25 protein-coding genes and 1 pseudogene are annotated in these 20,727 nt (G+C 67.4%); 7 read left to right on the top strand and 19 right to left on the bottom strand.

The features are described from left to right. Nucleotide 1: 1 nt before the first annotated feature. The 4 genes from IRT45_RS21655 to ybaK all read right to left on the bottom strand — a co-directional run bounded on the left by IRT45_RS21655 (nucleotide 2) and on the right by ybaK (nucleotide 2,237). A complete protein-coding gene (locus IRT45_RS21655) occupies nucleotides 2–340 on the bottom strand; it encodes a hypothetical protein (RefSeq protein WP_194807661.1) in 339 nt (112 codons plus the stop codon). 147 nt (nucleotides 341–487) lie between these two features. After that, the gene (locus IRT45_RS21650) at nucleotides 488–982 is read right to left on the bottom strand and encodes a hypothetical protein (protein WP_228534735.1); all 495 of its coding nucleotides are present in this window, start codon (nucleotides 980–982) and stop codon (nucleotides 488–490) included. Nucleotides 983–1,105: 123 nt separating this feature from the next. Next, nucleotides 1,106–1,606 (bottom strand): MarR family winged helix-turn-helix transcriptional regulator, encoded by a 501-nt coding sequence (locus tag IRT45_RS21645; RefSeq protein WP_194807660.1) that lies wholly within the window; start codon nucleotides 1,604–1,606, stop codon nucleotides 1,106–1,108. Between the two features lie 142 nt (nucleotides 1,607–1,748). Beyond that, the gene (ybaK, locus tag IRT45_RS21640; protein ID WP_194807659.1) at nucleotides 1,749–2,237 is read right to left on the bottom strand and encodes a Cys-tRNA(Pro) deacylase; all 489 of its coding nucleotides are present in this window, start codon (nucleotides 2,235–2,237) and stop codon (nucleotides 1,749–1,751) included. 458 nt (nucleotides 2,238–2,695) lie between these two features. Between ybaK and IRT45_RS21635 the strand changes: the two genes are divergently transcribed. Continuing rightward, a complete protein-coding gene (locus IRT45_RS21635) occupies nucleotides 2,696–3,328 on the top strand; it encodes a sigma-70 family RNA polymerase sigma factor (protein WP_051024905.1) in 633 nt (210 codons plus the stop codon). Nucleotides 3,329–3,372: 44 nt separating this feature from the next. Beyond that, nucleotides 3,373–3,639 carry a mycothiol system anti-sigma-R factor gene (gene rsrA, locus IRT45_RS21630; RefSeq protein WP_039780346.1) on the top strand — a complete coding sequence of 89 codons (267 nt, stop codon included), beginning with the start codon at nucleotides 3,373–3,375 and terminating at the stop codon, nucleotides 3,637–3,639. 105 nt (nucleotides 3,640–3,744) lie between these two features. On the opposite strand, the gene IRT45_RS38060 is transcribed toward rsrA, so the two are convergent. The 3 genes from IRT45_RS38060 to IRT45_RS21620 all read right to left on the bottom strand — a co-directional run bounded on the left by IRT45_RS38060 (nucleotide 3,745) and on the right by IRT45_RS21620 (nucleotide 4,826). Beyond that, nucleotides 3,745–3,819: a 50S ribosomal protein bL37 gene (locus IRT45_RS38060; protein WP_369801531.1), complete on the bottom strand. Its 75-nt coding sequence runs from the start codon at nucleotides 3,817–3,819 to the stop codon at nucleotides 3,745–3,747. A gap of 151 nt (nucleotides 3,820–3,970) precedes the next feature. Further along, nucleotides 3,971–4,180, bottom strand: a complete 210-nt coding sequence (locus IRT45_RS21625; protein WP_194807658.1) for a hypothetical protein — start codon at nucleotides 4,178–4,180, stop codon at nucleotides 3,971–3,973. Nucleotides 4,181–4,202: 22 nt separating this feature from the next. Next, nucleotides 4,203–4,826 (bottom strand): TetR/AcrR family transcriptional regulator, encoded by a 624-nt coding sequence (locus tag IRT45_RS21620; RefSeq protein ID WP_194807657.1) that lies wholly within the window; start codon nucleotides 4,824–4,826, stop codon nucleotides 4,203–4,205. Between the two features lie 99 nt (nucleotides 4,827–4,925). On the opposite strand from IRT45_RS21620, the gene IRT45_RS21615 reads away from it, so the two are divergent. From IRT45_RS21615 to IRT45_RS21605, 3 genes are all read left to right on the top strand, one after another. Then, nucleotides 4,926–5,888: a zinc-binding dehydrogenase gene (locus tag IRT45_RS21615; protein WP_194807656.1), complete on the top strand. Its 963-nt coding sequence runs from the start codon at nucleotides 4,926–4,928 to the stop codon at nucleotides 5,886–5,888. A gap of 139 nt (nucleotides 5,889–6,027) precedes the next feature. Beyond that, nucleotides 6,028–6,666: a TetR/AcrR family transcriptional regulator gene (locus tag IRT45_RS21610; protein WP_194807655.1), complete on the top strand. Its 639-nt coding sequence runs from the start codon at nucleotides 6,028–6,030 to the stop codon at nucleotides 6,664–6,666. 133 nt (nucleotides 6,667–6,799) lie between these two features. Beyond that, nucleotides 6,800–8,161 (top strand): FAD-dependent oxidoreductase, encoded by a 1,362-nt coding sequence (locus IRT45_RS21605; protein WP_194807654.1) that lies wholly within the window; start codon nucleotides 6,800–6,802, stop codon nucleotides 8,159–8,161. A gap of 51 nt (nucleotides 8,162–8,212) precedes the next feature. Here IRT45_RS21605 and tsaA read toward each other — a convergent pair whose 3' ends face one another. The 3 genes from tsaA to IRT45_RS21590 form a co-directional block, all read right to left on the bottom strand. Further along, the gene (tsaA, locus tag IRT45_RS21600) at nucleotides 8,213–8,626 is read right to left on the bottom strand and encodes a tRNA (N6-threonylcarbamoyladenosine(37)-N6)-methyltransferase TrmO (protein ID WP_194807653.1); all 414 of its coding nucleotides are present in this window, start codon (nucleotides 8,624–8,626) and stop codon (nucleotides 8,213–8,215) included. A gap of 79 nt (nucleotides 8,627–8,705) precedes the next feature. Next, a complete protein-coding gene (locus IRT45_RS21595) occupies nucleotides 8,706–9,707 on the bottom strand; it encodes an AraC family transcriptional regulator (protein ID WP_194807652.1) in 1,002 nt (333 codons plus the stop codon). Nucleotides 9,708–9,980: 273 nt separating this feature from the next. Continuing rightward, on the bottom strand, nucleotides 9,981–10,406 hold the full coding sequence (locus IRT45_RS21590; RefSeq protein ID WP_228534734.1) for a MarR family winged helix-turn-helix transcriptional regulator: 426 nt from the start codon (nucleotides 10,404–10,406) through the stop codon (nucleotides 9,981–9,983). A 111-nt stretch (nucleotides 10,407–10,517) separates the two neighbouring features. Here IRT45_RS21590 and IRT45_RS21585 point away from each other — a divergent pair, with 111 nt between their 5' ends. Beyond that, nucleotides 10,518–11,645 carry an NADH:flavin oxidoreductase gene (locus IRT45_RS21585; protein WP_194807651.1) on the top strand — a complete coding sequence of 376 codons (1,128 nt, stop codon included), beginning with the start codon at nucleotides 10,518–10,520 and terminating at the stop codon, nucleotides 11,643–11,645. Between the two features lie 35 nt (nucleotides 11,646–11,680). On the opposite strand, the gene IRT45_RS21580 is transcribed toward IRT45_RS21585, so the two are convergent. The 8 genes and pseudogenes from IRT45_RS21580 to IRT45_RS21550 form a co-directional block, all read right to left on the bottom strand. After that, nucleotides 11,681–11,899 carry a hypothetical protein gene (locus IRT45_RS21580; protein ID WP_194807650.1) on the bottom strand — a complete coding sequence of 73 codons (219 nt, stop codon included), beginning with the start codon at nucleotides 11,897–11,899 and terminating at the stop codon, nucleotides 11,681–11,683. A 117-nt stretch (nucleotides 11,900–12,016) separates the two neighbouring features. Beyond that, nucleotides 12,017–12,574: pseudogene (locus tag IRT45_RS21575) on the bottom strand (acyl-CoA dehydrogenase family protein); the annotation flags it as partial. A gap of 107 nt (nucleotides 12,575–12,681) precedes the next feature. After that, entirely contained in the window at nucleotides 12,682–13,404 is a 723-nt protein-coding gene (locus tag IRT45_RS21570) for a hypothetical protein (protein WP_194807649.1), read from the bottom strand. Nucleotides 13,405–13,452: 48 nt separating this feature from the next. Then, nucleotides 13,453–14,589 carry an MFS transporter gene (locus IRT45_RS21565; protein WP_375540133.1) on the bottom strand — a complete coding sequence of 379 codons (1,137 nt, stop codon included), beginning with the start codon at nucleotides 14,587–14,589 and terminating at the stop codon, nucleotides 13,453–13,455. Nucleotides 14,590–14,903: 314 nt separating this feature from the next. Further along, nucleotides 14,904–15,131: a hypothetical protein gene (locus IRT45_RS37090; RefSeq protein WP_228534733.1), complete on the bottom strand. Its 228-nt coding sequence runs from the start codon at nucleotides 15,129–15,131 to the stop codon at nucleotides 14,904–14,906. A gap of 30 nt (nucleotides 15,132–15,161) precedes the next feature. Continuing rightward, nucleotides 15,162–15,626 (bottom strand): hypothetical protein, encoded by a 465-nt coding sequence (locus tag IRT45_RS37085; RefSeq protein ID WP_228534732.1) that lies wholly within the window; start codon nucleotides 15,624–15,626, stop codon nucleotides 15,162–15,164. 182 nt (nucleotides 15,627–15,808) lie between these two features. Beyond that, nucleotides 15,809–17,080 carry an aspartate aminotransferase family protein gene (locus tag IRT45_RS21555; protein ID WP_194807647.1) on the bottom strand — a complete coding sequence of 424 codons (1,272 nt, stop codon included), beginning with the start codon at nucleotides 17,078–17,080 and terminating at the stop codon, nucleotides 15,809–15,811. Between the two features lie 90 nt (nucleotides 17,081–17,170). Further along, complete coding sequence (locus tag IRT45_RS21550; protein WP_194807646.1) at nucleotides 17,171–18,034, bottom strand: phytanoyl-CoA dioxygenase family protein; 864 nt, start codon at nucleotides 18,032–18,034, stop codon at nucleotides 17,171–17,173. Nucleotides 18,035–18,281: 247 nt separating this feature from the next. Between IRT45_RS21550 and IRT45_RS21545 the strand changes: the two genes are divergently transcribed. Next, nucleotides 18,282–18,857 (top strand): TetR/AcrR family transcriptional regulator, encoded by a 576-nt coding sequence (locus IRT45_RS21545; RefSeq protein WP_194807645.1) that lies wholly within the window; start codon nucleotides 18,282–18,284, stop codon nucleotides 18,855–18,857. A gap of 262 nt (nucleotides 18,858–19,119) precedes the next feature. Here the strand turns inward: IRT45_RS21545 and IRT45_RS21540 are convergent, their stop codons facing one another. Continuing rightward, nucleotides 19,120–20,682 carry an AMP-binding protein gene (locus IRT45_RS21540; protein WP_228534731.1) on the bottom strand — a complete coding sequence of 521 codons (1,563 nt, stop codon included), beginning with the start codon at nucleotides 20,680–20,682 and terminating at the stop codon, nucleotides 19,120–19,122. Between the last annotated feature and the right edge of the window lie 45 nt (nucleotides 20,683–20,727).

The following is a 20,727-nucleotide window of genomic DNA, read 5'->3' as shown; positions in this document are numbered from 1 at the left end:
ACTAGTCACATTTCACGGATGGCATCGCGATATTCAGTCCACATTTCAGGACGTCGGCGCCCATCTCGACGATCTTCGTGGTGGTGTCGGTGGCCAGTTCGATGATGTCGGTGGTGGCGTGGCCGCCCAGCTTCTCGGCCTTCTCCGCCTGTGGGTCCTGCTCCGGCGTGCCCGGATGTTGGGCGTCGCCGCCGAGCGGATAGTTCGGATCGTGGACGGGGACCGGCGCATTCGGGGCGGCGCCGGCGGGCGCTGCCGTCAGCAGGCCGGATCCCAGAGCGAGCAGTGCGGCGCCGGCGGTCGCGGCGAGCAGGCTACGTACGCGCGGACGATGGATCATTTCGCATCACATCCTCGGTTCGGAACGAATCGGGGGAGAACGAACTGCTCGACCAGTAACGCACAGAGACAGGTGAGCTTCGGGTAATTCGCGGGAGTCGTGGGTGTGGCGCAGCGTGTCCGGCGGAGTGTTGCCGCCCGCGCCGGATCACCTGTGTGGAGTCGCCGCCGGATCCGGCTCCGCCCGCACCGCTGTCGCGTTCGGTTCCGCCTTCTCGCCGCCCACCGGAGCGGAGTCGGCATCGACCAGGACACGCGGCCCGCTGGTCTCCGCCCTGGCCTGCAATCCGCCCGCCGTGCGTAGCGGCACTTCCTTCCAGAACACCACCAGCGGCAGCGCGATCCCGGCGATGGCGGTGACGGCCAGGAAGACGGTGTCCATCGAATCGGCGAAACCGACCTGGAACGGGCGGGCCGGCGTCGGATTCAACTGCTGGATCACCGAACTGTCGCTTATCACCTGGCCGGCCGCCGAAACATCGTGGGACAGTAAGCCTTTCGACAGTGCCGCGTCGGCCGGATTGCCGCTGTGCGCACCGTCGATCACCGCCTGCTGGTAGGCCGGTTGCGTGGCAGCACTGTGCAATTCGTCGCTGATATGCGGTGTCAGCTGTGCGAACAGAATGGACAGGAAGACCGCCACGCCCAGGGTGCCGCCGATCTGCCGGAAGAAGGCGGAATCAGGGCCAGATCGCCGAGTTTCGCCTCGATCGCCACGGCAGCCGAGAACGCCGAGTGCCGGCTGTGGCCGGGGTGGCGGTCGTGGTCACGAATTCTTCTCCGTCGCAGAGCCTTCCGTGGGGGAGGGGAGGGTGAGCATCGCCGGCCGCGCGGATTCGTAGTCGTCGACGAAGCGGTGCAGCAGAACCGCGAATTGCTCGCGGTCGGGGTCGTTCCAGTCGGTCAGGATGCGGCCGATCATCTCGTTGCGGCGCGCGCGCAGCTGGGCGGCCATCTCCTTGCCGGCGTCGGTGACGATCAGGACGCTGGCGCGACCGTCGCTGGGATCGGCCTCGCGTCGCAACAGGCCGCGCTTGACCAAGGCCGCCACCTGGCGGCTGATGGTGGAAGCGTCGGAGTACATGGCCTCGGCCAGCGCGCCGGAGCGCATCGGTCCGTCCCAGAGCAGGCGGAAGATGATGCGGTAGGCCGAGAGGTCGACGTCGCCGTGCGAGGCCGCCGCCACCTGGGCGTTCGTCCGCTCCCGGATCCGCCCCAGGCGAATCAGCTGCTGGGCGATCTGATCGATCACCTGCTCGCTGTCCATATATCGGACCTCCCGCTTTCGCCTGCTCGACCGGGTCTCGGCCGAAAACTACTTGTATCAATCAACTATTTGTATACACCAACTAGTTGTTGTATGCAAATATTTCCGATCACGCCGGTCCGATCCCGCGGGCGGCGAGAAATCAGGCGACGACGGACGCTGTGACCGCGCCGGTCAGCCGGATCAACTCGGCGGGGGCGAGTTCGATCTCGAGCCCGCGCTTGCCGGCGCTGAAAAGGATGCGATCCCAGCTCAGGGCGGATTCGTCCACCACGGTGGGCAGTGCGCGCTTCTGCCCGAGCGGCGACACTCCGCCCAGGACGTAACCGGTGATGCGCTGGGCCCTCGCCTTGTCGGCCATGGTCGCCTTCGGCGCGCCCAGCGCCGCGGCCGCCGCCTTGAGTGACAGCGACTGCGGAACCGGGAGCACCGCGACCGCGGGCGTGCCGGACGACAGTTCGATGATCAGCGTCTTGAAGATCTGGGCGGCCGTCACACCCACCCGCTCGGACAGGGCGGTGACGGCCTCGTCGCCATAGGAATCGCTGCGCGGATCGTGCGGATAGGAATGCACCACATGGGGCACCTTCGCCTGGGTCAGCGCCCGGATCGCGGGTGTCGATGCGGCCATGCCGGTCACCCTAGCGGCGCCGGTTCACACCCGGCAATCGCGTGTGTGCCCGGTGTGACGCGTCCGGCGGGAACACAGTGGGGGTCGTGCATGTTGCACTGTTCCGCCAGCACAGCGCAGCTGCCTTCGCAGCCGCTCGAGATCGGAAAAGTTCGAAGGAGATGCCGGTGACCGTCCTCGTCGACGAACGCCCGGTAACGACCGGCGACTCGCTGTCGTACCCGCTGATCGACATCATCGTCCCGGACACCGGGTTCGATCGGCGACCCTCGCGCGCGGTAGATTCAGATGCTACGGCGACCGAAGGGACTTTCGTGACGAGCGACGACGAACTGGCGGCCGATCGCCCCCGCGGTGACACCGCGGGCGGTTCCCGACCGGAGGATATCGAGATCCCCGACGACCCGGTGGATGACGACCCGGCGTCCGAGGACGCCGAGGCTCGCGAGGACGCGGAGATCGACGGCGATTCGACCGTGCGCTCCACGGCCGACGAGGCCGAACTCGCGCGGCGCTTCGAGCGTGACGCGCTGCCGCTGCTGGATCAGCTCTACGGTGCGGCCCTGCGGATGACCCGCAACCCGGCCGACGCCGAGGATCTGGTGCAGGAGACCTTCGCCAAGGCATACCAGGGCTTCCGGTCCTTCCGGGAGGGCACCAACCTGCGGGCCTGGCTGTACCGGATCCTCACCAACACCTACATCAACTCCTATCGCAAGAAGCAGCGCCAGCCCGCGCAGTACCCCACCGACGAGATCACCGACTGGCAGCTCGCCGCCACGGCCGAGCACACCTCCACCGGTCTGCGCTCGGCGGAGATGGAGGCGCTGGAGGCGCTGCCCGACGACGACATCAAGGCGGCACTGCAGTCGCTGCCGGAGGAATTCCGGATGGCGGTGTACTACGCCGACGTGGAGGGCTTCCCCTACAAGGAGATTGCCGACATCATGGGGACTCCGATCGGCACCGTCATGTCCCGGCTGCACCGCGGGCGCAAACAGCTCAAGGGGCTGTTGGCCGATGTCGCGCACGAGCGGGGGTTCGACCGGAACCGAACGGGCAACGGGGCGCGTCAGGAGGTAACCCAGTGAGCACGAGTGGGCACGAGCACGACGATCGGGGTGCCGGCGACGAGATGGAACTGGACTGTTCGGCGGTACTCACCGACGTCTGGCTGATTCTCGACGGCGAATGCGACGAGGCCACGCGGGCGCGATTGCAGCACCACATGGACCATTGCTCGCCGTGTATCGAGGCATACGGTCTGGAAGAGAAGCTCAAGCGCCTGCTGAGCCGTAAATGCGGTGGGGATCGGGCCCCCGAATCGCTGCGCGAGCGGCTCACTCTCGACATCCGGCGGTCGATCACCATCACCGAAACCCGGGTCGACCGCGAGTCCTGACCGCACAGACGAATGCGGCACGCCATCCATGATGGCGTGCCGCATTGTCGTTTTCAGCAGTGCACCGAGTCCGCTGGGCGGTCCCGGGGCGCACGGCGCGACGGCTCAGGAGTTGGGCCGCTTGCCGTGGTTGGCCGCATTCTTACGGCGGCTGCGCTTCTTACGCCCACGCTTACCCATCGGTATCTCCCTTCTCACCACACCAGGCTGGGGTGAACCCGCCTCAGGTGCGAGTTCCTGGGAGGAAAGGTTACATGCGCCGCCCGCCCACCCGGCAATCGGCCGGTGAGCGACCGGAAACCAGTGACCCGCGCCACCGCTCGCCGCGCCGTCACATCAACTCGATCTCCTCGATCGCGACATTCATGCTGTGCCGCCGCTCCCGCAACACGTTCCCCTCCCGATGTACCGCCCCCTCGCTGATATCGATCCGCAACCGGCCACGCGTTGCGTCGACCTCCCGTACGACGCCACAGACGCCGCTGAACGGCCCCTCCGGAAAGTGAACGACGTCGCCCGGCACGTACTCGTTGTCTCCCACGCGCCCACAGTATCGGCGTGCGTCAGAGGATCGCCGGTGCTACGCGGGCGACAGGGGGAAGTGGTGTGGTGTCGGTGGTGGTGGCGAAGGCTCGGATCACGAAGGCGGCGAAGCGGCGGGAGGCGGCGAGCCGGGCGGCCGGCGGGCCGATGTGGATGCCTCGGTTGGCCAGGAGCATGAGGATCAGGTCGTCGACGACGAAGTCGGGTCGGAGCCGACCTGCGTCCTTGGCTCGGTGTGCCAGCGTGGCAACGGCTTTCAGGGCGTACTCGCGTTCGGTGGTGAAATCCAGCGCGTGCGGGTAGGTGGCCGTGAAGGCTTCGGTGAAGCCTCGGCTGCGAGCGTGCAGCGCGAAGAGTTTCTCGATCACGACGCAGAAGCCCCGCCACGCGTCCGGCTCCGCGAGTCCCTCGTCCACCACGGCCCGGCAGGCGTGCATCTGTTCCGCGAACGCCTCGGTGGCCAGGATCTGCTTGGTGGGGAAGCGCCGGTACAGCGTGGCCGGGCCGACTCCCGCACGCCGGGCGACCTCGCGCATCGGCACGTCCAAGCCTTCGGTCGCGAACAGGGCGCGAGCCGCCTCGAGGATGCGTTCGCGGTTGTCGCGGGCATCCGAGCGCAGGGGATGAGGCAAATCGTCGGGCACCACTCTCACTTTAGCTAAACGGACGGGGGCGTCCGTTAGCGTCGAGCCCAGCCCGGACGGCTCGACCGGTCCGGAATCGCTCGAAGCGAGGAAAGACGAGTGAAGGCAGTAGTCATCCAGACATTCGGACCGGCCGAGGGACTGGCCGTGGTCGACCTCCCGGCACCGGTGCCGGCCGCCGGGCACGTGCTGATCACCACCGAGGCGATCGGCGTCGGCGGCGTGGACGCCGTGATTCGCCGAGGCACGATCGGCGGCTACGGCTTCGAAGCCGGCCACGTTCCCGGGAGCGAAGTGGCGGGCATCGTCACCGCGGTCGGCGACGATGTGGACCCATCGTGGATCGGCCGCCGGGTGTGGGCCTTCACCGGCTTCGGCGGCGGGTACGCCGAACAGGCGAGCGTCCGCGTCGAGGACGTCCTCCCGCTGCCGCCGGATTTGTCCGCGGTCGATGCCGTAGCGCTCGGGAGTTCCGGAGTGGTCGCCCATTTCGCCCTGGCCCACGCCCGTTTCTCACCCGGTGAGTCGGTCCTGATCCGCGGTGCGGCCGGCAGTATCGGGGTCACCGCCGTTCAACTCGCTGCCCGCGGCGGCGCCGGCGCGGTGGCGGTGACGACCTCGTCGGCCGACCGCGGCGACCGTTTGCGCGGACTCGGCGCGACCCACGTCCTGGACCGTTCTGGAAAGGGAGGTGCGGACGCTCCGGTGGGCTACGACGTGATCATCGATGTCATAGCCGGTGCGGACCTGCCCTCGTTCTTCGCCCATCTGAAGCCGAACGGCCGCATGGTGGCGGTCGGTGTCGTGGGCGGCCACCCACCGGCGGATTTCGGCATGCAGATGATGGCCGCGTTCCGAAAGTCGTTGTCCTTCGCCACTTTCAGTGCGGACACCGTCTCCGAACCCGATCGCCGCGCCGTACGCACGGAACAGTTCGCCGCCGCCGGGCGCGGCGAACTCCGCACGGTGGTCCACGAGATCCTCCCGTTGGACGATGCCGTTCTCGCGCACCGGAAGATGGACACGGGCGAAGTGTTCGGGCGAATCGTCCTCGCTCCGTAGGCGCGGCCGGACGGGTGTCGCTTCGCGTGTCCCGGAGCGACTGCCTCCTCGCGGCGCGACAGGGCGAAACCGGCGTGATCGTGCGGGCCGCGGTTGTGCCGAACCGGGGCGTCGGTACCGTGGGCGCAGGAGGTGCCAGGTGGTGGACAGACAGATGACGCAGGCCAGGCAACAACGCCGGCGGGTGATCCTGGCCGCGGCGGCGGGTTTGTTCGCCGCGTGCGGGTATCGGGCCGCGGGCATGGAGGAGATCGCCTGCCGGGCCGGGATCAGCAAGCCCGTCCTGTACAAGTCGTTCTCGAGCAAGCTGGAACTGTATCTGGCCGTGCTGCACGAGGCGATGCAGGAACTGGAGGCGACGCTCACCGCCGCACTCGAACCCGCCGAGGGCATGCGATCGATCGTGGAGGCCTCGGTAGCGGCGGTGTTCGACTTCGCCGACATCCGGCCACGCAGCGCCGCCCTGCTGGCCGGCGCCGCGGTGGCCGACGAACCGTCGGCGCAGCGCATCGCGCATCGGGCCGCCACCATCTGCATCGACACGCTCGCCCGGGCGCTGGCACCGCATCCACTGCCGCGCGCCGAACACGGCTGGCTGATCACGGCCGAGTTGGTCGCGATCGCTCAGTCGTGTGCGCGGGACTGGGTCGCCACCGGCAAACCCCTGCCCAAACACGAGGCCGTCGCCACGACCGCCAGCCTGTGCTGGACCGGTCTGGCCGGTATCCAGCTGGCGCCGCAGCCCCCGGCCCGCCCGGTCCCGGACGCCACGCCGTAGCGGGGGGATCCGCTCCGGCGATCGATGGTCGCCGGTGATGTATTGAGCCGATTCGACTTTCGCCGTGACGAGCACAACCCGGCCCGGCCGAAGAACTCGGACCTGTCTTCTGTGCGATCAGTAGAGTGAATTCGTGAGTCCCGCGAAGATCGTGATCATCGGCGGTGGTTTCTCCGGCGTCGAATGTGCCCGCTACCTGGAACGTCATCTCGGCGCCGACGAAGCGTTCATCCAACTCGTGACACCGGATGCGGGGCTGCTCTATCTGCCGCTGCTGCCGCAGGTCGCCTCGGGTGTGCTGAATCCGCGGTCGATCACGGTGTCGCTGCGGCGGGTGCTGCGCCGCACCGAGGTGGTTCCGGGCATGGCGATCGGGGTGCATCCGGATACCCGGCAGGTCGTGGTCCGCGGATCCGCCGGCGTCGAAAGTGCCCTCGACTACGACCATCTGGTGCTCGTTCCGGGCAGCATCACCCGCGTCCTCGACGTGCCCGGACTCGACGAGTACGGATTCGGGATGAAGACGCTCGCCGAGGCCATGTTCCTGCGGGACCACGTCCTGCAGCAGTTGGATATCGCGGCCGTGCGCGGCGGTGAGGAAGAAGATCGCGAGCGCCTGAACTTCGTCACCATCGGCGCCGGTTACGCCGGCACCGAGACCGCGGCGGTGCTCAACAAGGTCACCCGGGCCGCCGCCCGCCGGTATTTCCCGAAGCTGGAATCCGGCATGGTGCGCTGGCATCTGGTCACGCACGGCGACCGGATCATGCCCGAACTCGGACAGCGACTCGGGGAACAGACCAAGCGGAATCTGGCCGACCGCGGTATCGAACTGATCACCGGCGCGTCGGCGAAAGAGGTTACCGCCCATGGTGTTCAGCTCACCAACGGCCGCTTCATCCCGACGCGGACGGTGCTGTGGACCGCAGGTGTCGTCCCCAGCCCCCTCGCCGGACATCTGGGCGCGGCGACGACGAAGGGCCGCATCGTCGCCGAAGCCGATTTCACCGTTCCGGGACTCACCGGTGTGTGGGCCTGCGGCGATGCGGCGGCGGTCCCCGATCTGACCGCCGATGCCGGCACGCTGTGCGCTCCCACCGCGCAGCACGCTATGCGCCAGGGCCGCCACCTCGGCAGGAATCTGGTGGCCGCGCTGCGTGGCGGGCGGCCGACGCCGTACCGGCACCAGGACCTCGGCATGGTGGTCGATCTCGGCGGCGCCGATGCGGTGGCGCGCCCGCTGAAGATCGGATTGCGCGGTATCCCAGCACAATTCGTCACGCGCGGCTATCACCTGATGGCGTTGCGCACGCTCGTCGCTCGCGCCCGGGTGGCCTTCGACTGGACCGTGCACGGCCTCAGCGGCGACGACTTCCTTCGCATCGGCTACGGCGACTACACCACCCACACCATCGGCGGTTTCGAGCAGACCGGATGCTATCTGCCGGCCGAAGAGGTCCCGCGGACCCTGAAAGCGCTCTGCGACACCGACTGACCGCGGCGCCCCGCCACCGACCGGCCGGCGACCGCGGCGGACGACCTCATCTCACCGGTTCGCCGCGGACGCGGACAGAACGGGCTTGATGTCGAGAACCGGAGTCCCGTCCAAGGCTTCCAGGTGGGCCACGCGGATCCGGGTGCCGGCGATGGACAGGATCCGTACCTCGTGCAGCCCGATCGGGTTGGGACGGTGTGGTGCGCGCGTGCTGAAGACACCGCTGAGCGGTCGGCTCGTATCACCCCGGGGATGGACCGCCAGGGTGTCCCGGTCGGCGCGGTCGAGCCAGGTCAGCAGCACCAGATCCATACCCGGCGCGAGGCCTTCCAGCGCTTCGGCGTAACGATCGTCGAGCACCACCCACGCCGGTGGGGCGCCCTCGTCGGCCTGGCGCGGTGCGGTAGCGAGGTCCGTGAGCTCGGATTCGACGGATCCGATCGGGCGCAGCAGGTAGTCGGTCACCGCACCAGTGTGGTACCTGAACCCTGCTGCAGGTCAAGGGTTTCGGGCGACGACACGGCTTTGCGCCGGCGGGACTCCGCTACGACCCGTACAGTTCGGCGCGCATCTGCTCCGGGCTCCGGCCGAATCGGCGCTGGAAGGCTTCGCGGAACCGGCGTGTGGTGGTGAATCCCGTTCGGTGCGCGACCGTGTCCATGTCCACCGGCAGGGGAGACGACAAGCGCTGCCGCGCACGGTCGAGACGAATCGTGCGCAGCAGTGCCGCGGGGGCCAGACCTGTCGCCTCGGTGAGGGCGCTGTGCAGCGTTCGTCGCGAGCACCCGCACATGCCGGCGACAGCGTCGGGGGTCAGTCTGCTGTCACCGCAGTGTATTTCCATGATCTCGCGTGCGCGGGCAGCCAGATTCGCGTATTTGCCGCCCACCGCGACGTGGGTGTGATCGTGGTTGAGCACACCGTCGAGCAGTACGAGGGCACTGGAATACGCGACCGCGAAATCCACTGCGGTCCAGTGTCCGTGTCCGGCGTGAAGCTCACCGATCTGGCGCACCAGCGATCGCACCAAGGGCCGCCGTCCGTCGAGTGCGAGGGGAGCGTTCCCGGCGCGGGAGAGATCCACCGACGTCTCCGGGACGGTCATGATCAGCGCTCGCAGCGGCTCGTCCTGACGCATCACCAGCGGCGCTCCCCACTGAAAGAATGCCGGTGTGCCGGGAGCGACGACTTCGGTGGAATCACCCTGTGCGAACTTGAATTCCCCGCGCAGCGGTAGCAGCAACCGGTAGCTGTCGTCGCCGTCGCTGCGCACATCTCGTCCGGTGCGGCGGTAGTGCACGGGATCGGAATCGAAGCGCACGATCTGCATCCGGCCGACTCGCTGCGCGATGGTCGACCAGGTGAAGTCGTCGACGTCGTCGCCGAACGCCAATCCCACCGACCCTTGCCGACTCCGCAGATAATGGTGCCAGTACTCCATCCGCTCGGCGAGTGTCTCAGCGGATGCCGACGATTCCTCCTCCCACTGATACTCCGAATCCACGAGAAGTTCCCTTTCGCGCTCCCAGCCGAAGAACGGCTTCAAGCTACAGCTCCGGCCTGAGCGCGGATCTCCCCTCCTGCTTGCGGATCCGCGATCAGTGGCCGGAACAGGCTGCCCAATCGGCTCGCAGCATGTCGAAACCATCCCGAAATCCGCTCGGCAGTATGCCGCGTGGGTCGTCGCGAAGGCCGGGGCGGCGGTCGTCGCTGACCGCCGCGTCCACCCCTGGGCGCACGAAAAACGTTAGACGCCAACACTTCCGATTTCTGGCAAGTTGATGGCGCATTCTGGCAAGAAGGCCGGTTCCGTCGGGCGTCAGGGCTGGACGAAAGCCCGTTCCAGGAGCGTGTACAGACGGGCTCGGTCCTCGTCGCGAAGCCTGCTCAGTCCTTCTCGGGTCTGGTGCATTTTCGCGCGGATCGCGTCGACGGCACGCTCACCCTCGGGGGTGATGACCAGATTGGTCACGCGGCGGTCGGTTGAGCTGGCCTCCCGTCGGACGAGACCCCGCTTCTCCAGCCGGTCGATGATCCCGGTGACGTTGGACGCGTCGCAAGCCAATATCTCGGCCAGGGTGCGCATCGCGGCGGGGCCCCGGCGCAGCACGGTCAATGTCTTGCCCTGACTCGCGGTGAGGTTCTCACTCGCAGCGGCGACCGTGAAGTCGCTGTAGTAGACGCCCAGCGACACCGAGAGCAGCTCCATGAGCTGGGCGGTGTCGATGTGCGGGACCTCTGCCATGCAATTCATCCTACGTCCCGAAACTTGACCATCTCAACTATTCACCCTACCGTGGAAAATGCTTGAGGTTATCAACCATCAAAGTTGTCAAGTTTCTACGAGGAGCATCCCGTGTCCGTCACCGCGTCCGACGTCTCCCGCGCAGCGGAGATCCTGTCCCGGCCCGTTTCCCTGAACGGCCTCACCATCCCCAACCGCATCGTGATGGCGCCGATGACACGCATGTTCTCCCCGGGAGGTATCCCCGGTGACGACGTGCGGTCCTACTACGCCCGCCGGGCTGGCGCCGGTGTCGGCCTGATCGTTACCGAGGGGACCTATGTCGGCCACGGGTCGGCCGGTCAGAGCGATCGGGTACCGCGATTCCACGGTGCCGAGCAGTTGGCAGGCTGGGCGAAGGTCGCCGAGGACGTGCACGCGGCGGGCGGCGCGATCGTGCCGCAACTGTGGCATATCGGCATGGTCCGCAACCATGGCGAACAGCCCTACCCCGAGGCCCCGGCCGTCGGTCCCTCCGGCATCCGCGTCGACGGTACCGAGGGGACCGGTGAGGCGATGACGCAGCGCGACCTGGACGACGTCGTCGCCGCCTTCGCCGAGGCCGCGGCGGCCGCCGAGCGCATCGGTTTCGACGGGGTCGAGCTGCACGGCGCCCACGGCTACCTCATCGACCAGTTCCTGTGGGCGCGCACCAACCGCCGCACCGATGCCTACGGTGGAGATCCTTCGGCGCGCACCAGGTTCGCGACCGAGATCGTCGCCGCGGTGCGCGCGGCCGTGTCGCCCGGCTTCCCGGTGATCTTCCGCTTCTCGCAGTGGAAGATGGAGGCCTACGACGCGCGGCTCGCCGAGACCCCGCAGGAGCTCGATGCGATCCTGGCGCCGCTGGCTGCCGCCGGTGTCGATGCCTTCCACGCCTCCACCCGCCGGTACTGGCTCCCGGAGTTCGAGGGCTCGGACCTGAACCTGGCCGGGTGGACCAAGAAGCTCACCGGCAAACCCACCATCACCGTCGGCTCGGTCGGCCTCGACGGCGACTTCCTCCACGCCTTCACGGGCCGCGGCGCCGAACTCGGCAGCCTCGACAACCTGCTCGACCGCATGGAACGCGACGAGTTCGACCTGGTCGCCGTCGGCCGCGCCCTCCTGCAGGACCCGGAATGGGCAGCCAAGGTGCTGGGCGGCCGGATCGACGAACTGAAGGCCTACGACGCGGCGGCGCTGACGACCCTGAGCTAGGAGTCTTCAGCGGCTCGGGCCGTCGAGTTCGTCCGTCACGAACCCTGCGGGACAACGATTTCGCGTTTGAGGATCTTGCCGGTCGGCCCCTTGGGCAGGGCGTCGACCAGCCACACCTGGCGTGGATACTTGTAGGCCGCCACGCGGGCCTTGACGTAGTCGCGCAAGTCGTCGGCGGTCGCTTCGGCACCCGGTGCGAGTGCGACCACGGCGGCTACTTCCTCGCCGTGGGTCGAGTGCGGCACGCCGAGCACCGCGGCTTCACGGAGAGAACATCATGCATCTGGTGCTGGCCCGCCCCGCCGGCGCCGGGCCCGGCACCAAGGGGCTGAGCCTGTTCATCGTCCCCAAATTCCACATCGACCACGACACCCGTCGCGCTGTTCGGTCGCTGTGGTGCGGCCGGCTCCGACGTCGGAGCCGGCGTCCGGTTCGGTCAGCACCATCGTCGCGCCCCAGTTGCGCTCGACCGCTTGCGCGACCCATCGCCGCTGCTGTTCGGTGCCGATGCCGGCGAGGACGTCCGCCATCAGCGGGCCGCTCAGGTACATGTAGTCCGCGGGCTGGGCGCCGAGGACCAGTTCGTTGATCGCCCAGCCGAGCATCGACGGCGCGGGCACGCCGCCGATCGCCTCGCTCTTGGCCACCCGCCACCACTGCGCGTCCTGCCATGCGCGAACGGACCGCTTGAACGGCTCCGGGATCCGTACCGAGTGCGAGTCGCTGTCGAAAACCGGTGGGTGGCGGTCGGTTTCGGCGTACGACTCGGCTACCGGCCCTTCGGCCAGGCGGGCGGCCTCGGCGATCATGGTGCGTGCGGTGTCGCCGTCCAGATCGCCGAAGGCTCCGGAATCGAGGACCGCGCCCAGGCGGTAGACCTCGAACAGGTTGAATTCGATATCGCGAACGCTGCTCGTGTAGTGGCCCACCGGACCGTCACCTCTCGACTGGCCCGCCGCCGGGGCGGGCAGGAATAATGCCGATTGCCGTTGCGAGCGCGGCCGCAACGGCAATCGGGTTGTGTCTGTCGCTGTTTCTATGGGGCGGGTGTGGTCGCCGGGTCGGGGGCGGTGACCTGGTTGGTGAAGTCGATCAGGGCGGCGATGCCGACGGGCACGCCGACCAGGATGATTCCGGCGGCGCTCCCCAACGCGACGCCGACCGCGGCGCCGGCCAGACATCCGCCGAGCGCACCGGCGAAGAAGACCGGGAAGGTGATGGTTCCCACGGTCAGCGCGCCCGCGATACAGCCCAGCGGAAGGCCGATGAGTGTGCCGATCAAGGTGCCGACGCTGATCGCCAAACCGAATTCCGTTGCGGCCGTGGCCATCGCATTCTGGAACTGCGCTTCGGACGCGACCGGACGCGGAAGCTCCACCGGAGTGGCGGGCCGGGCCGAGGCGGGATCGGTACCGGGGGTCAGGATCGCGGTGTTGCCGTCGATCCGTGCCGCGATCGGCCAGTCCTTGTCGTCCTTGCGGTAGGTGAGCGGGAACCCGGCGGCGAGGTTGCCCTGTCCGTCGAGGACCTGAAACTGATTGCCGCGCACCGTGAGTGAGCCGCTGTCGGTGCTGATCCGCACCGATCCGTCGACGATGCTCGAGGTGTAGTGGATACCGGGAAGGACGGTCGTGCGGATACTCGAATTCGGGGGAGTGGCCGGGTTCGCGGGTGCGGGGTCGGCGCAGGCGACCGCGGTGGTCAGGCTGACGGTGAGTGCGGTGAGGCAGGTGGTCGCGACCAGGTTGGTGATCTTCATGTCATCCGATTTCTGTTGTGCGGATCGTTCTTTCGAGGATCTGTCGGGTCAGCACCGGCGCCGGATGCCGAGTAGCGCCGGCACCGCCAGCAGGGCGGCGGCCGCGCCGAACGCGTACAGCAGGCGGTAGTTGTTCGGGCCGTCGATGGCGAGGAGTGCGGGGGCCACGAGCGGTGCGACCATCAATGCCGCCGACTGGGTCAGCACGACCAGGCCGAGGTCGCGGGCCGCGTTCTCCCACGAGGTCATCGTCGATGCCGCCAAGGCCAGCATCTGCCCGAGCAGCAGGCCGTATCCGATGCCGAAGAACACACAGCCGGTGAGGAATTCGGGAACGGTGCCGACGACATCCATCACGGTGCATCCGACGGCGACGAGCAGGCCCGCGGCGGCGAACAAGGGTTTGCGCCTGCCGATCCGGTCGGCGAGCCGGCCGCCCAGGGGACTGATGATCGACGCCGTACCGTTGATGATCAGCGTCGCCTCGAAGACGGTGGGAACCAGGGCGGCGTCATCGAGCTTCAACGCATTCTGCAGAAAGTAGACCAGGAAGGTCGCTACGACGGCGGCGCCGACCGTGATACCGAAGATGGAGGCCAGGCACCAGGCGAAATCGGGTGCCTTTCGCGGATCGAAATACAAGGTCCGGGCGAAGTCGCGGACATTGAAGACCGGCCGGACATGTCCCGCGAAATCGGTTTCCCGCAGAATGGCGACGAATATCAGGACGAGACCGGCGCCGAGAGCGGCCGGAATGAGAAGGCGTGCGGTCATTCCCGGAGTGATGCGGACGATGAATGTCCCCGCGATGAGCCCCACGCCCTGCGCCGCACCGGCGAGTCCGGCGACGAAACCCGCGCGCTCCGGCGGAATGGAATCCGCGAGCATGGACCACAAGACCGTCAGTCCGATGGTGCCGGCCACCGAGACGATGATCCATCCGACGATGAGTCCGGCGATGGTGCCGGACACGGCGACGATCGCGTTGCCCGCCACGATGGTGGTGGCTGCGACCACCAGCCATGGCCGTCGTCGGCCGAAGCGCGACATGGTGATATCGGCCAGGCGCCCGAAGAACGGGCCCGCGGGCAGTGAGATGAGAGCGCCCGTGGCCGCGATCGCCGAATAGGCTACGGAGGCATGGGCCGGGACGGCCTGCGCGACGCGGAGTGCTAAAGTGATCATGGTCGGGGTCAGAACGGCCGTCCATACACCGAAGATCGCCAGGACATACGTCCAGATGAATGCATTTCCGGCGTGATTGAGAGTGATAGCCGTGGGCGAAGCGTCGCTGGAGACCGCGGAACCGGTTTCTGTATCTGTCGCGGGCGTGGGCGAATCTTGAGCTGTCATAGTGGTTTCCGAACTTTTCGAATCGAGAATGTGCGCGTCGTTGCGCGGTGATGCATGCTCACGCAGCCGTAGATGGATGTCGGCGTGCGTTGTTCCGGCAATGCGGAAACAGTGGCCGCAGCCGTCCGGACCGTTCGCGGGTGGGTTCAGTCGAGGATTCGACCGTGGACTGACGAAGGCTCCGAATTGCTGTCTCGCGAGCCGCTGCGGGCGAGTCCCCGATTGTGCTCAGCGAGTGCCCGGTAGCCGTGGTAATAGGTCGTGACCATGAGCGCCCAGATCGCGCATGCCGGAATGTAGAACAGTGTGTGGTCGGCGTCATCGCCCGGAATATGGACGAAGTCATAGGCCGACGCGACGATCGCCCCGAGCATCGTTGCGATGAAAACGCCTGTCGCGCACCGTCATTCACCGATCCGCCGCAGCCGACCGGCGACGGTCACCATGAACACTGCCACGGCGAGATTCAGCGCGAGGTAGAACATCGACCATGGCGGGCTGACGGGCCGTACGTCGATCGTTCGCCACAGCCCGACCACGGTCGCCGCCCCGAACGCGGCGGCCTCGACCAGCGGCGAGGCGCGGTAGCCGCGCGTCACCGCCATCATGCCGAGCACGAACACCAGCGTCATGCCGAACGAACGCGAGAACGCGTCGAAGAACACCATCAGGTGGTAGCTCACGCTCGAATGATCGATCCCGGTGGCGGCCAGGAACAGAACGTTCGTCCCCGATACCCCGATCACCAGCCACTCGAGACCGAGCAGATAGTTGCGGTAGCGGCGAATTATTCGCACCCCGTAGTAGAGGCCGGCCGCTGCCATCCACAAATCGGCGGCCAACAGCAACAACATTGCGAGCGTATTCATCGAGAATTCCTTCGAATCAACAGAATTCGGTACAGGTACGCCGCACTCGCCCAACCGCATCGAGCAGAGTCGTGACTCGGAACGGGTGACGGGGCGTGGTGGACGGGCGGCACAGCGACCACCCGTCCGGTCGATAGACCCGTCCGCGTCGCGGCTGGGGGATCGGATCGTTGCTGTTAGCGCTAGGCGGAACGGGCAGACACCTGCTGCAGGACCCGCTCGAGGCGAGCGGCCGTTTCCTGGATGTCGGCGAGCGTGTGCGCGGTGCTGAGGAAGATCTTTCCGGACGGCATGAACACGACACCCGATTCGAGCATCCCGGCCGCGATCTCTGCCCACAGTCCGTCCGTGCCGTGCAGACTCGTCGCCTGATCGCGCGGCACGAACTGCGCGAGCGACCCGACGCGCCGGAGGCTGCCGGGCGCGCCGGTCGAGACCAGCACGTCGGTGATCGCCTGCTCGAAGGCGTCGCCCAGATCTTCCAGCTTGTCGAATACGCCTGGCGTAGCGGACAACTCCATCGCGGCCTGCACCGCCGCGAGCGCTACGGGGTTGCCGTTGAACGTTCCGGCATGGGTGAGGCCGTGCTCCACCAGATCGATGATGTCCGCGCGTCCGACGACCGCGCTCTGCGTGAACCCGCCCGCGATCGCCTTGCCGAACACCGAAAGATCCGGGCGGACACCGAATCTCTCGGCCGCGCCGCCACGGGCTATCCGGAATCCGGTGATGACCTCGTCGAAGATCAGCACGACGCCGTGCCGGTCGCACAGGCTGCGGAGCGTTTCAAGAAACCCGGGTTCCGGTGTGAGCACGCCGGCGTTGCTCATGATCGGGTCGATGAGCACGGCGGCGATCCGGCGTTCCTCGGCTTGGGCCAGCAGTTCGGCGATAGCGGCGGTGTCGTTGAACCGGCTGATGATCAGATCGGCGTGGGCATTGGGGCTCTGCCCGAGGGCGGCGGGGACGGGTGACTCACCCGTGTCGTCCGCGCTCATGCTCGCGTACACGCTGTCGTGCCAGCCGTGGTAAGCCTTCGCGAACTTGACGATGCGGTGCCGGCCGGTCGCCGCTCGTGCGAATCTCAGCGCGACCTGCACGGCCTCGGTTCCGGTATTCGTCCACACGAGGCGCTGAGCGCCCGGCACGGATGCGAGGACCGCCTCGGCGGCTTCGTATTCGAGCCGATGACCCATTCCCACGACCTGCATCGAGGTCGCGACTCGCGCCACTGCGTCGACGACCTGCGGGTGACTGTGTCCATGGACCAACGGCCCCCAGGCCATCACGTAGTCGAGGTAGCGGTCGCCGTCGAGGTCCCAGAGGTGAGCTCCGTGGCCGCGCTCGACGAAGAGCGGAACCGGCCGCATCGTGGCACGAAGGCCCGAGCTGACGCCACCGCCGACGCTGCGACGGGTCCGCTCGAATGCGGTTCTGGAGGAGTCGATTCCCATACATATCCTTGAGGGCTGCGAGCGGGCCTGCCGGAGAGACTCGTCGCCTCTCCGGCAGGTCGCGAGGCGAGAGACGTGCCGACCGGCACCTCAGAGCTTCAGGTAGTCCCCGAGCTCGCTGTAGTCCACCTGCCAGAGGCCGGGCGAGCCCGTGGGGTACTGGGAACGGAAGCCGAGCAATCGCTGGACGCGCGGTGAGAGCTGCTTCGCGATGTCCCGGTCGACGAGGAACGGGTACGCTTCCTCGCCGGTCAGGAAACCCGGGTTGAGGGCGAAGGCCAGACCACGGCGGAACTGGTCGGTCGTCAGGTTCGCGCCGCCGCCATGCACGGTCTTGCCGCTGTAGAAGAAGACGTCTCCGGCCTTCATGGTCGCGGGAATGGTGTCTTCGGGAGTTCCGCGGTTGTGGAAGTCGTCCCAGAGGTGGCTGCCCGGGATGACCCGCGTGGCGCCGTTCTCCTCGGTGAAGTCGGTGAACGCGATCATGAAGTTCACGCACACCTCGGGGCCCTGCGGGCCCATGCCGATGAACGGGTACCAGTTCTCCAGGTCCCGGTGCAGGAACTGAGCCCGGTTTCCGGGGCCGATCTCGATAAGCTGCGCGGTGGTCAGCCAGTAGGTACCGGACTCCTCGAGGAACACCGCGTCGCAGAGTTCGTGGATCAGGTCCTGCTCGAGGACCTCTTCGCGGAAGGTCTTGCTGTGCGTCACCAAGTTCGTCAGTCGCTTGGTGTTGGCCCCGTGGAACTCGGCGACGATCTCGTTCTCATGGGTCGAGCCGGGAGCCAGCGCTGCCATGGGCTGCTCGACCTCGGCGTTGAACCGCGCGATCTGGTCCGCCGACAGGAAGTTCTCGATGACCACGCCGCCGTCCTTCGCGACGATGTCGAGGATCTCGGCGAGGGGGGTCGTTGTCGCGACGGATCGTAGAGCGGCCTTGGCTTCGGTAGTCATAACTCTCCATTTCCACGTTCGATCAAACGCCTTAGTCATTTGATCTGATCGAATGATCTGATTGTGGGGCGCGCCACACCGGGTGTCAAGAGGCGAGCGGAATAATCGGGGAGGAAAGGTGTTTGCCGTCACTTGCGCGAGGGTCGCGCGTGCCCCCGCGCCTTCGCGATCTGTACGCTTGACTTAATCAATTAATCAGGGCGCCTACGTGCGCCGATGAGCGAATGAGGTGAATCCGTTGCCCCACGTGTCGACAGAGGATCGTTCGATCCAGTTCATCGATGCGGCGGTCCGAGTGATCGCCGACCGCGGGGTCGCGAGCGCGACGACACGGCGGATCGCCGAAGCGGCCAACGCTCCCCTGGCCTCACTGCACTACTGCTTCCGGGACAAGGACGGCCTCTTCCTCGCCGTCTTCGAGCACCTCGCCGCCGAAATCACCAAGCAGTCCACCGCCATCGAGCCGGCCGAGCTCGAAGTGACCGCGCAAGAAGTCATCCGGCGTTCGGTGCGCTGGCTGATGGACCATCCGGACTACGCGCTGGCGGAAGTCGACCTGTACATGTGGATGACCCGCCACCGCCCGGCGCTCGCGAAGGAGTCCTACGACGTCTTCTTGCGGGCGGTCACCGACGTGCTGCAGCGCGCGGCCGGGCCGTCCGCCCGCGCGGAGGCCATCGCGAATCTCGCCTCGGTGCTGATCGGTGCCACCGACGGGCTTGTGTTGCAGTGGGCCTCGGATCGGGATCGGGCGCGCGCCGATGCCTACGCGGATGTGATCTGCGCGGGAATCCCGGCGATGTGCAGCGGGATTCGGGGGTAGGTCGCGCCGGATGGATCTCGCCGCGTTCGGCGGTGTGAACACGCTCGGATCCGGCACGGCTGGTCATTGCCGTCGTCGAACAGATCCATGTGGCTCGGCAACCCGGAGGACCCTCGGTCGGACGTGTGGTCGTGGTGAGGTTGTCGAATCGGCTGGGTGACAACGTCTTCCAGCCCCGGCGCTCGTGGATGCGAGCTCCGGGGCCTGGTTCGACAGCGGTGGGCTTCCTAGTCGGTGCCGAATACGTTCCGGCCGAAGGGGTTCAGGTCTCGCGGTTGCCGCCCGTACCCTCCGTTGCCGGGGAATGCGCTTCGGCCGCCCGGGCTCTCAGCAGGTACTTCTGCGTCTTGCCCGTCGACGTCTTGGGAAGGGGACCGAAGACAACCTTGCGGGGAGCCTTGTAGCGCGCCAGGGTCCGTTTGACGTGCTCCACGAGTTCCTCGGCCGTGGCACCGGCTCCGGGGGCGAGGTGCACGAACGCGACAGGGATCTCTCCCCAGCGGGGATCCGCGGTCCCGACGACTGCCGCCTCGAGCACCGCGGGGTGCTCGGCGAGGACGTGCTCGACCTCCACGCTGGCGATGTTCTCGCCCCCGCTGATGATGATGTCCTTGCTCCGATCGCGAAGCTCGACATACCCGTCGGGATGGCGCACCGCGAGATCGCCGGTCCGGAACCAGCCGTCCGGAATCGCCTCCCGGGTGGCGACCTCGTCGTCGAGGTAGCCGAGCATGACGTTGTTGCCGCGCAGCGCGATCTCACCGACCGTGCTGCCATCGGCGGGTACGTCGTGGCCGGCCTCGTCCACCACCCGGGGCGGCAGGGACACGACATTGCCGACGCCTTGTCGCGCCTTCAGCCGGATCACGGCCTCGTCGTCGAGACCCTCCCACTCCGGCACCGGCTCACAGATGAGCGCGGGGCCGAAACTCTCGGTCAGCCCGTAGAGATGCGTGACGTCGAATCCGAGGCGCGTCATCCGGCGCAGCACCGCCGGTGCGGGAGGCGCACCTCCGGTACCCACCGACACGGCGCGCGACAGCGTCGAGGCATCGTCGGCGTGCGCGATCATGTCGAGCACGGCCGGAGCGCCGTTGAGACCGGTGACGCCCTGCTGCCGGATCAGTCGCCACATGTCGGCGGGCTCGACCTTGGGCAGGCAGACATGTGTGCCGCCGGCCGCCGTGACGGCCCAGGTGAAACACCAGCCGTTGCAATGGAACATGGGCAATGTCCAGAGATGGACGGAGTGCGGGCCGAGCGCGAAGTGACTCGCCATGGCCAGCGACTGCAGGTACGCACCACGATGGTGGTACATGACGCCCTTCGGCGCTCCCGTGGTACCGGAGGTGTAATTGATTGCCAGCAGCGAACTTTCGTCGGTGATCTGCTCCTGGCAGGGCGCAGCGCCGGCGATCAGTTTCTCGTAGTCGGAGTCGGCACTGCCCGAACCGATGACCACCGGGGGCTTCTCCAGCGCGTCGCAGACTTCCCGGGCCAGGCTCGCGTACCGGGCATCGCACACGATCACCCCGCTACCCGAATGCTCCAGGATGTAGGTCAACTCCCGCATCCCGAGCCGAGTGTTGAGGGCCACCAAGGGAACTCCCGCCCACGGCACGCCGTAGTGGGCTTCCAGAAGTTCGTGGGTGTTGGGTGCCAGGACCGCCACCGGCCGGCCCGCGGCGAGCTCCTGGAGCCCGCCAGCCAGCCGCCGGCAGCGATCGCGGAATTCGGTGTAGGTCCAGCGCTGGTCGCCGTCGACGACCGCGATGCGGGATCCGCGTGCGGCCACGGCCCGATCCAGGAACGCCGTGGGCGTCATCGCTGCCCAAGCGTGCTGCGCCCCAGTCATATTCGCACCAGCCAT

It is taken from the genome of Nocardia sp. BSTN01 (assembly GCF_015354405.1).
In the GTDB taxonomy this organism is placed as follows: domain Bacteria; phylum Actinomycetota; class Actinomycetes; order Mycobacteriales; family Mycobacteriaceae; genus Nocardia.
Note: the sequence above shows the minus strand (reverse complement) of the source record. Positions and strands in the feature narration are given on the sequence as shown.

What these genes read in the sequence shown, in the direction of transcription:
- IRT45_RS21655 (WP_194807661.1), bottom strand. Translation starts at nt 340, where the DNA reads ATGATCCATCGTCCGCGCGTACGTAGCCTGCTCGCCGCGACCGCCGGC.
- IRT45_RS21645 (WP_194807660.1), bottom strand. Translation starts at nt 1,606, where the DNA reads ATGGACAGCGAGCAGGTGATCGATCAGATCGCCCAGCAGCTGATTCGC.
- ybaK (WP_194807659.1), bottom strand. Translation starts at nt 2,237, where the DNA reads ATGGCCGCATCGACACCCGCGATCCGGGCGCTGACCCAGGCGAAGGTG.
- rsrA (WP_039780346.1), top strand. Translation starts at nt 3,373, where the DNA reads ATGGAACTGGACTGTTCGGCGGTACTCACCGACGTCTGGCTGATTCTC.
- IRT45_RS21590 (WP_228534734.1), bottom strand. Translation starts at nt 10,406, where the DNA reads ATGGCAGAGGTCCCGCACATCGACACCGCCCAGCTCATGGAGCTGCTC.
- IRT45_RS21570 (WP_194807649.1), bottom strand. Translation starts at nt 13,404, where the DNA reads ATGAAGATCACCAACCTGGTCGCGACCACCTGCCTCACCGCACTCACC.
- IRT45_RS21565 (WP_375540133.1), bottom strand. Translation starts at nt 14,589, where the DNA reads ATGATCACTTTAGCACTCCGCGTCGCGCAGGCCGTCCCGGCCCATGCC.
- IRT45_RS37090 (WP_228534733.1), bottom strand. Translation starts at nt 15,131, where the DNA reads ATGCTCGGGGCGATCGTCGCGTCGGCCTATGACTTCGTCCATATTCCG.
- IRT45_RS37085 (WP_228534732.1), bottom strand. Translation starts at nt 15,626, where the DNA reads ATGAATACGCTCGCAATGTTGTTGCTGTTGGCCGCCGATTTGTGGATG.
- IRT45_RS21555 (WP_194807647.1), bottom strand. Translation starts at nt 17,080, where the DNA reads ATGGGAATCGACTCCTCCAGAACCGCATTCGAGCGGACCCGTCGCAGC.
- IRT45_RS21550 (WP_194807646.1), bottom strand. Translation starts at nt 18,034, where the DNA reads ATGACTACCGAAGCCAAGGCCGCTCTACGATCCGTCGCGACAACGACC.
- IRT45_RS21540 (WP_228534731.1), bottom strand. Translation starts at nt 20,682, where the DNA reads ATGACGCCCACGGCGTTCCTGGATCGGGCCGTGGCCGCACGCGGATCC.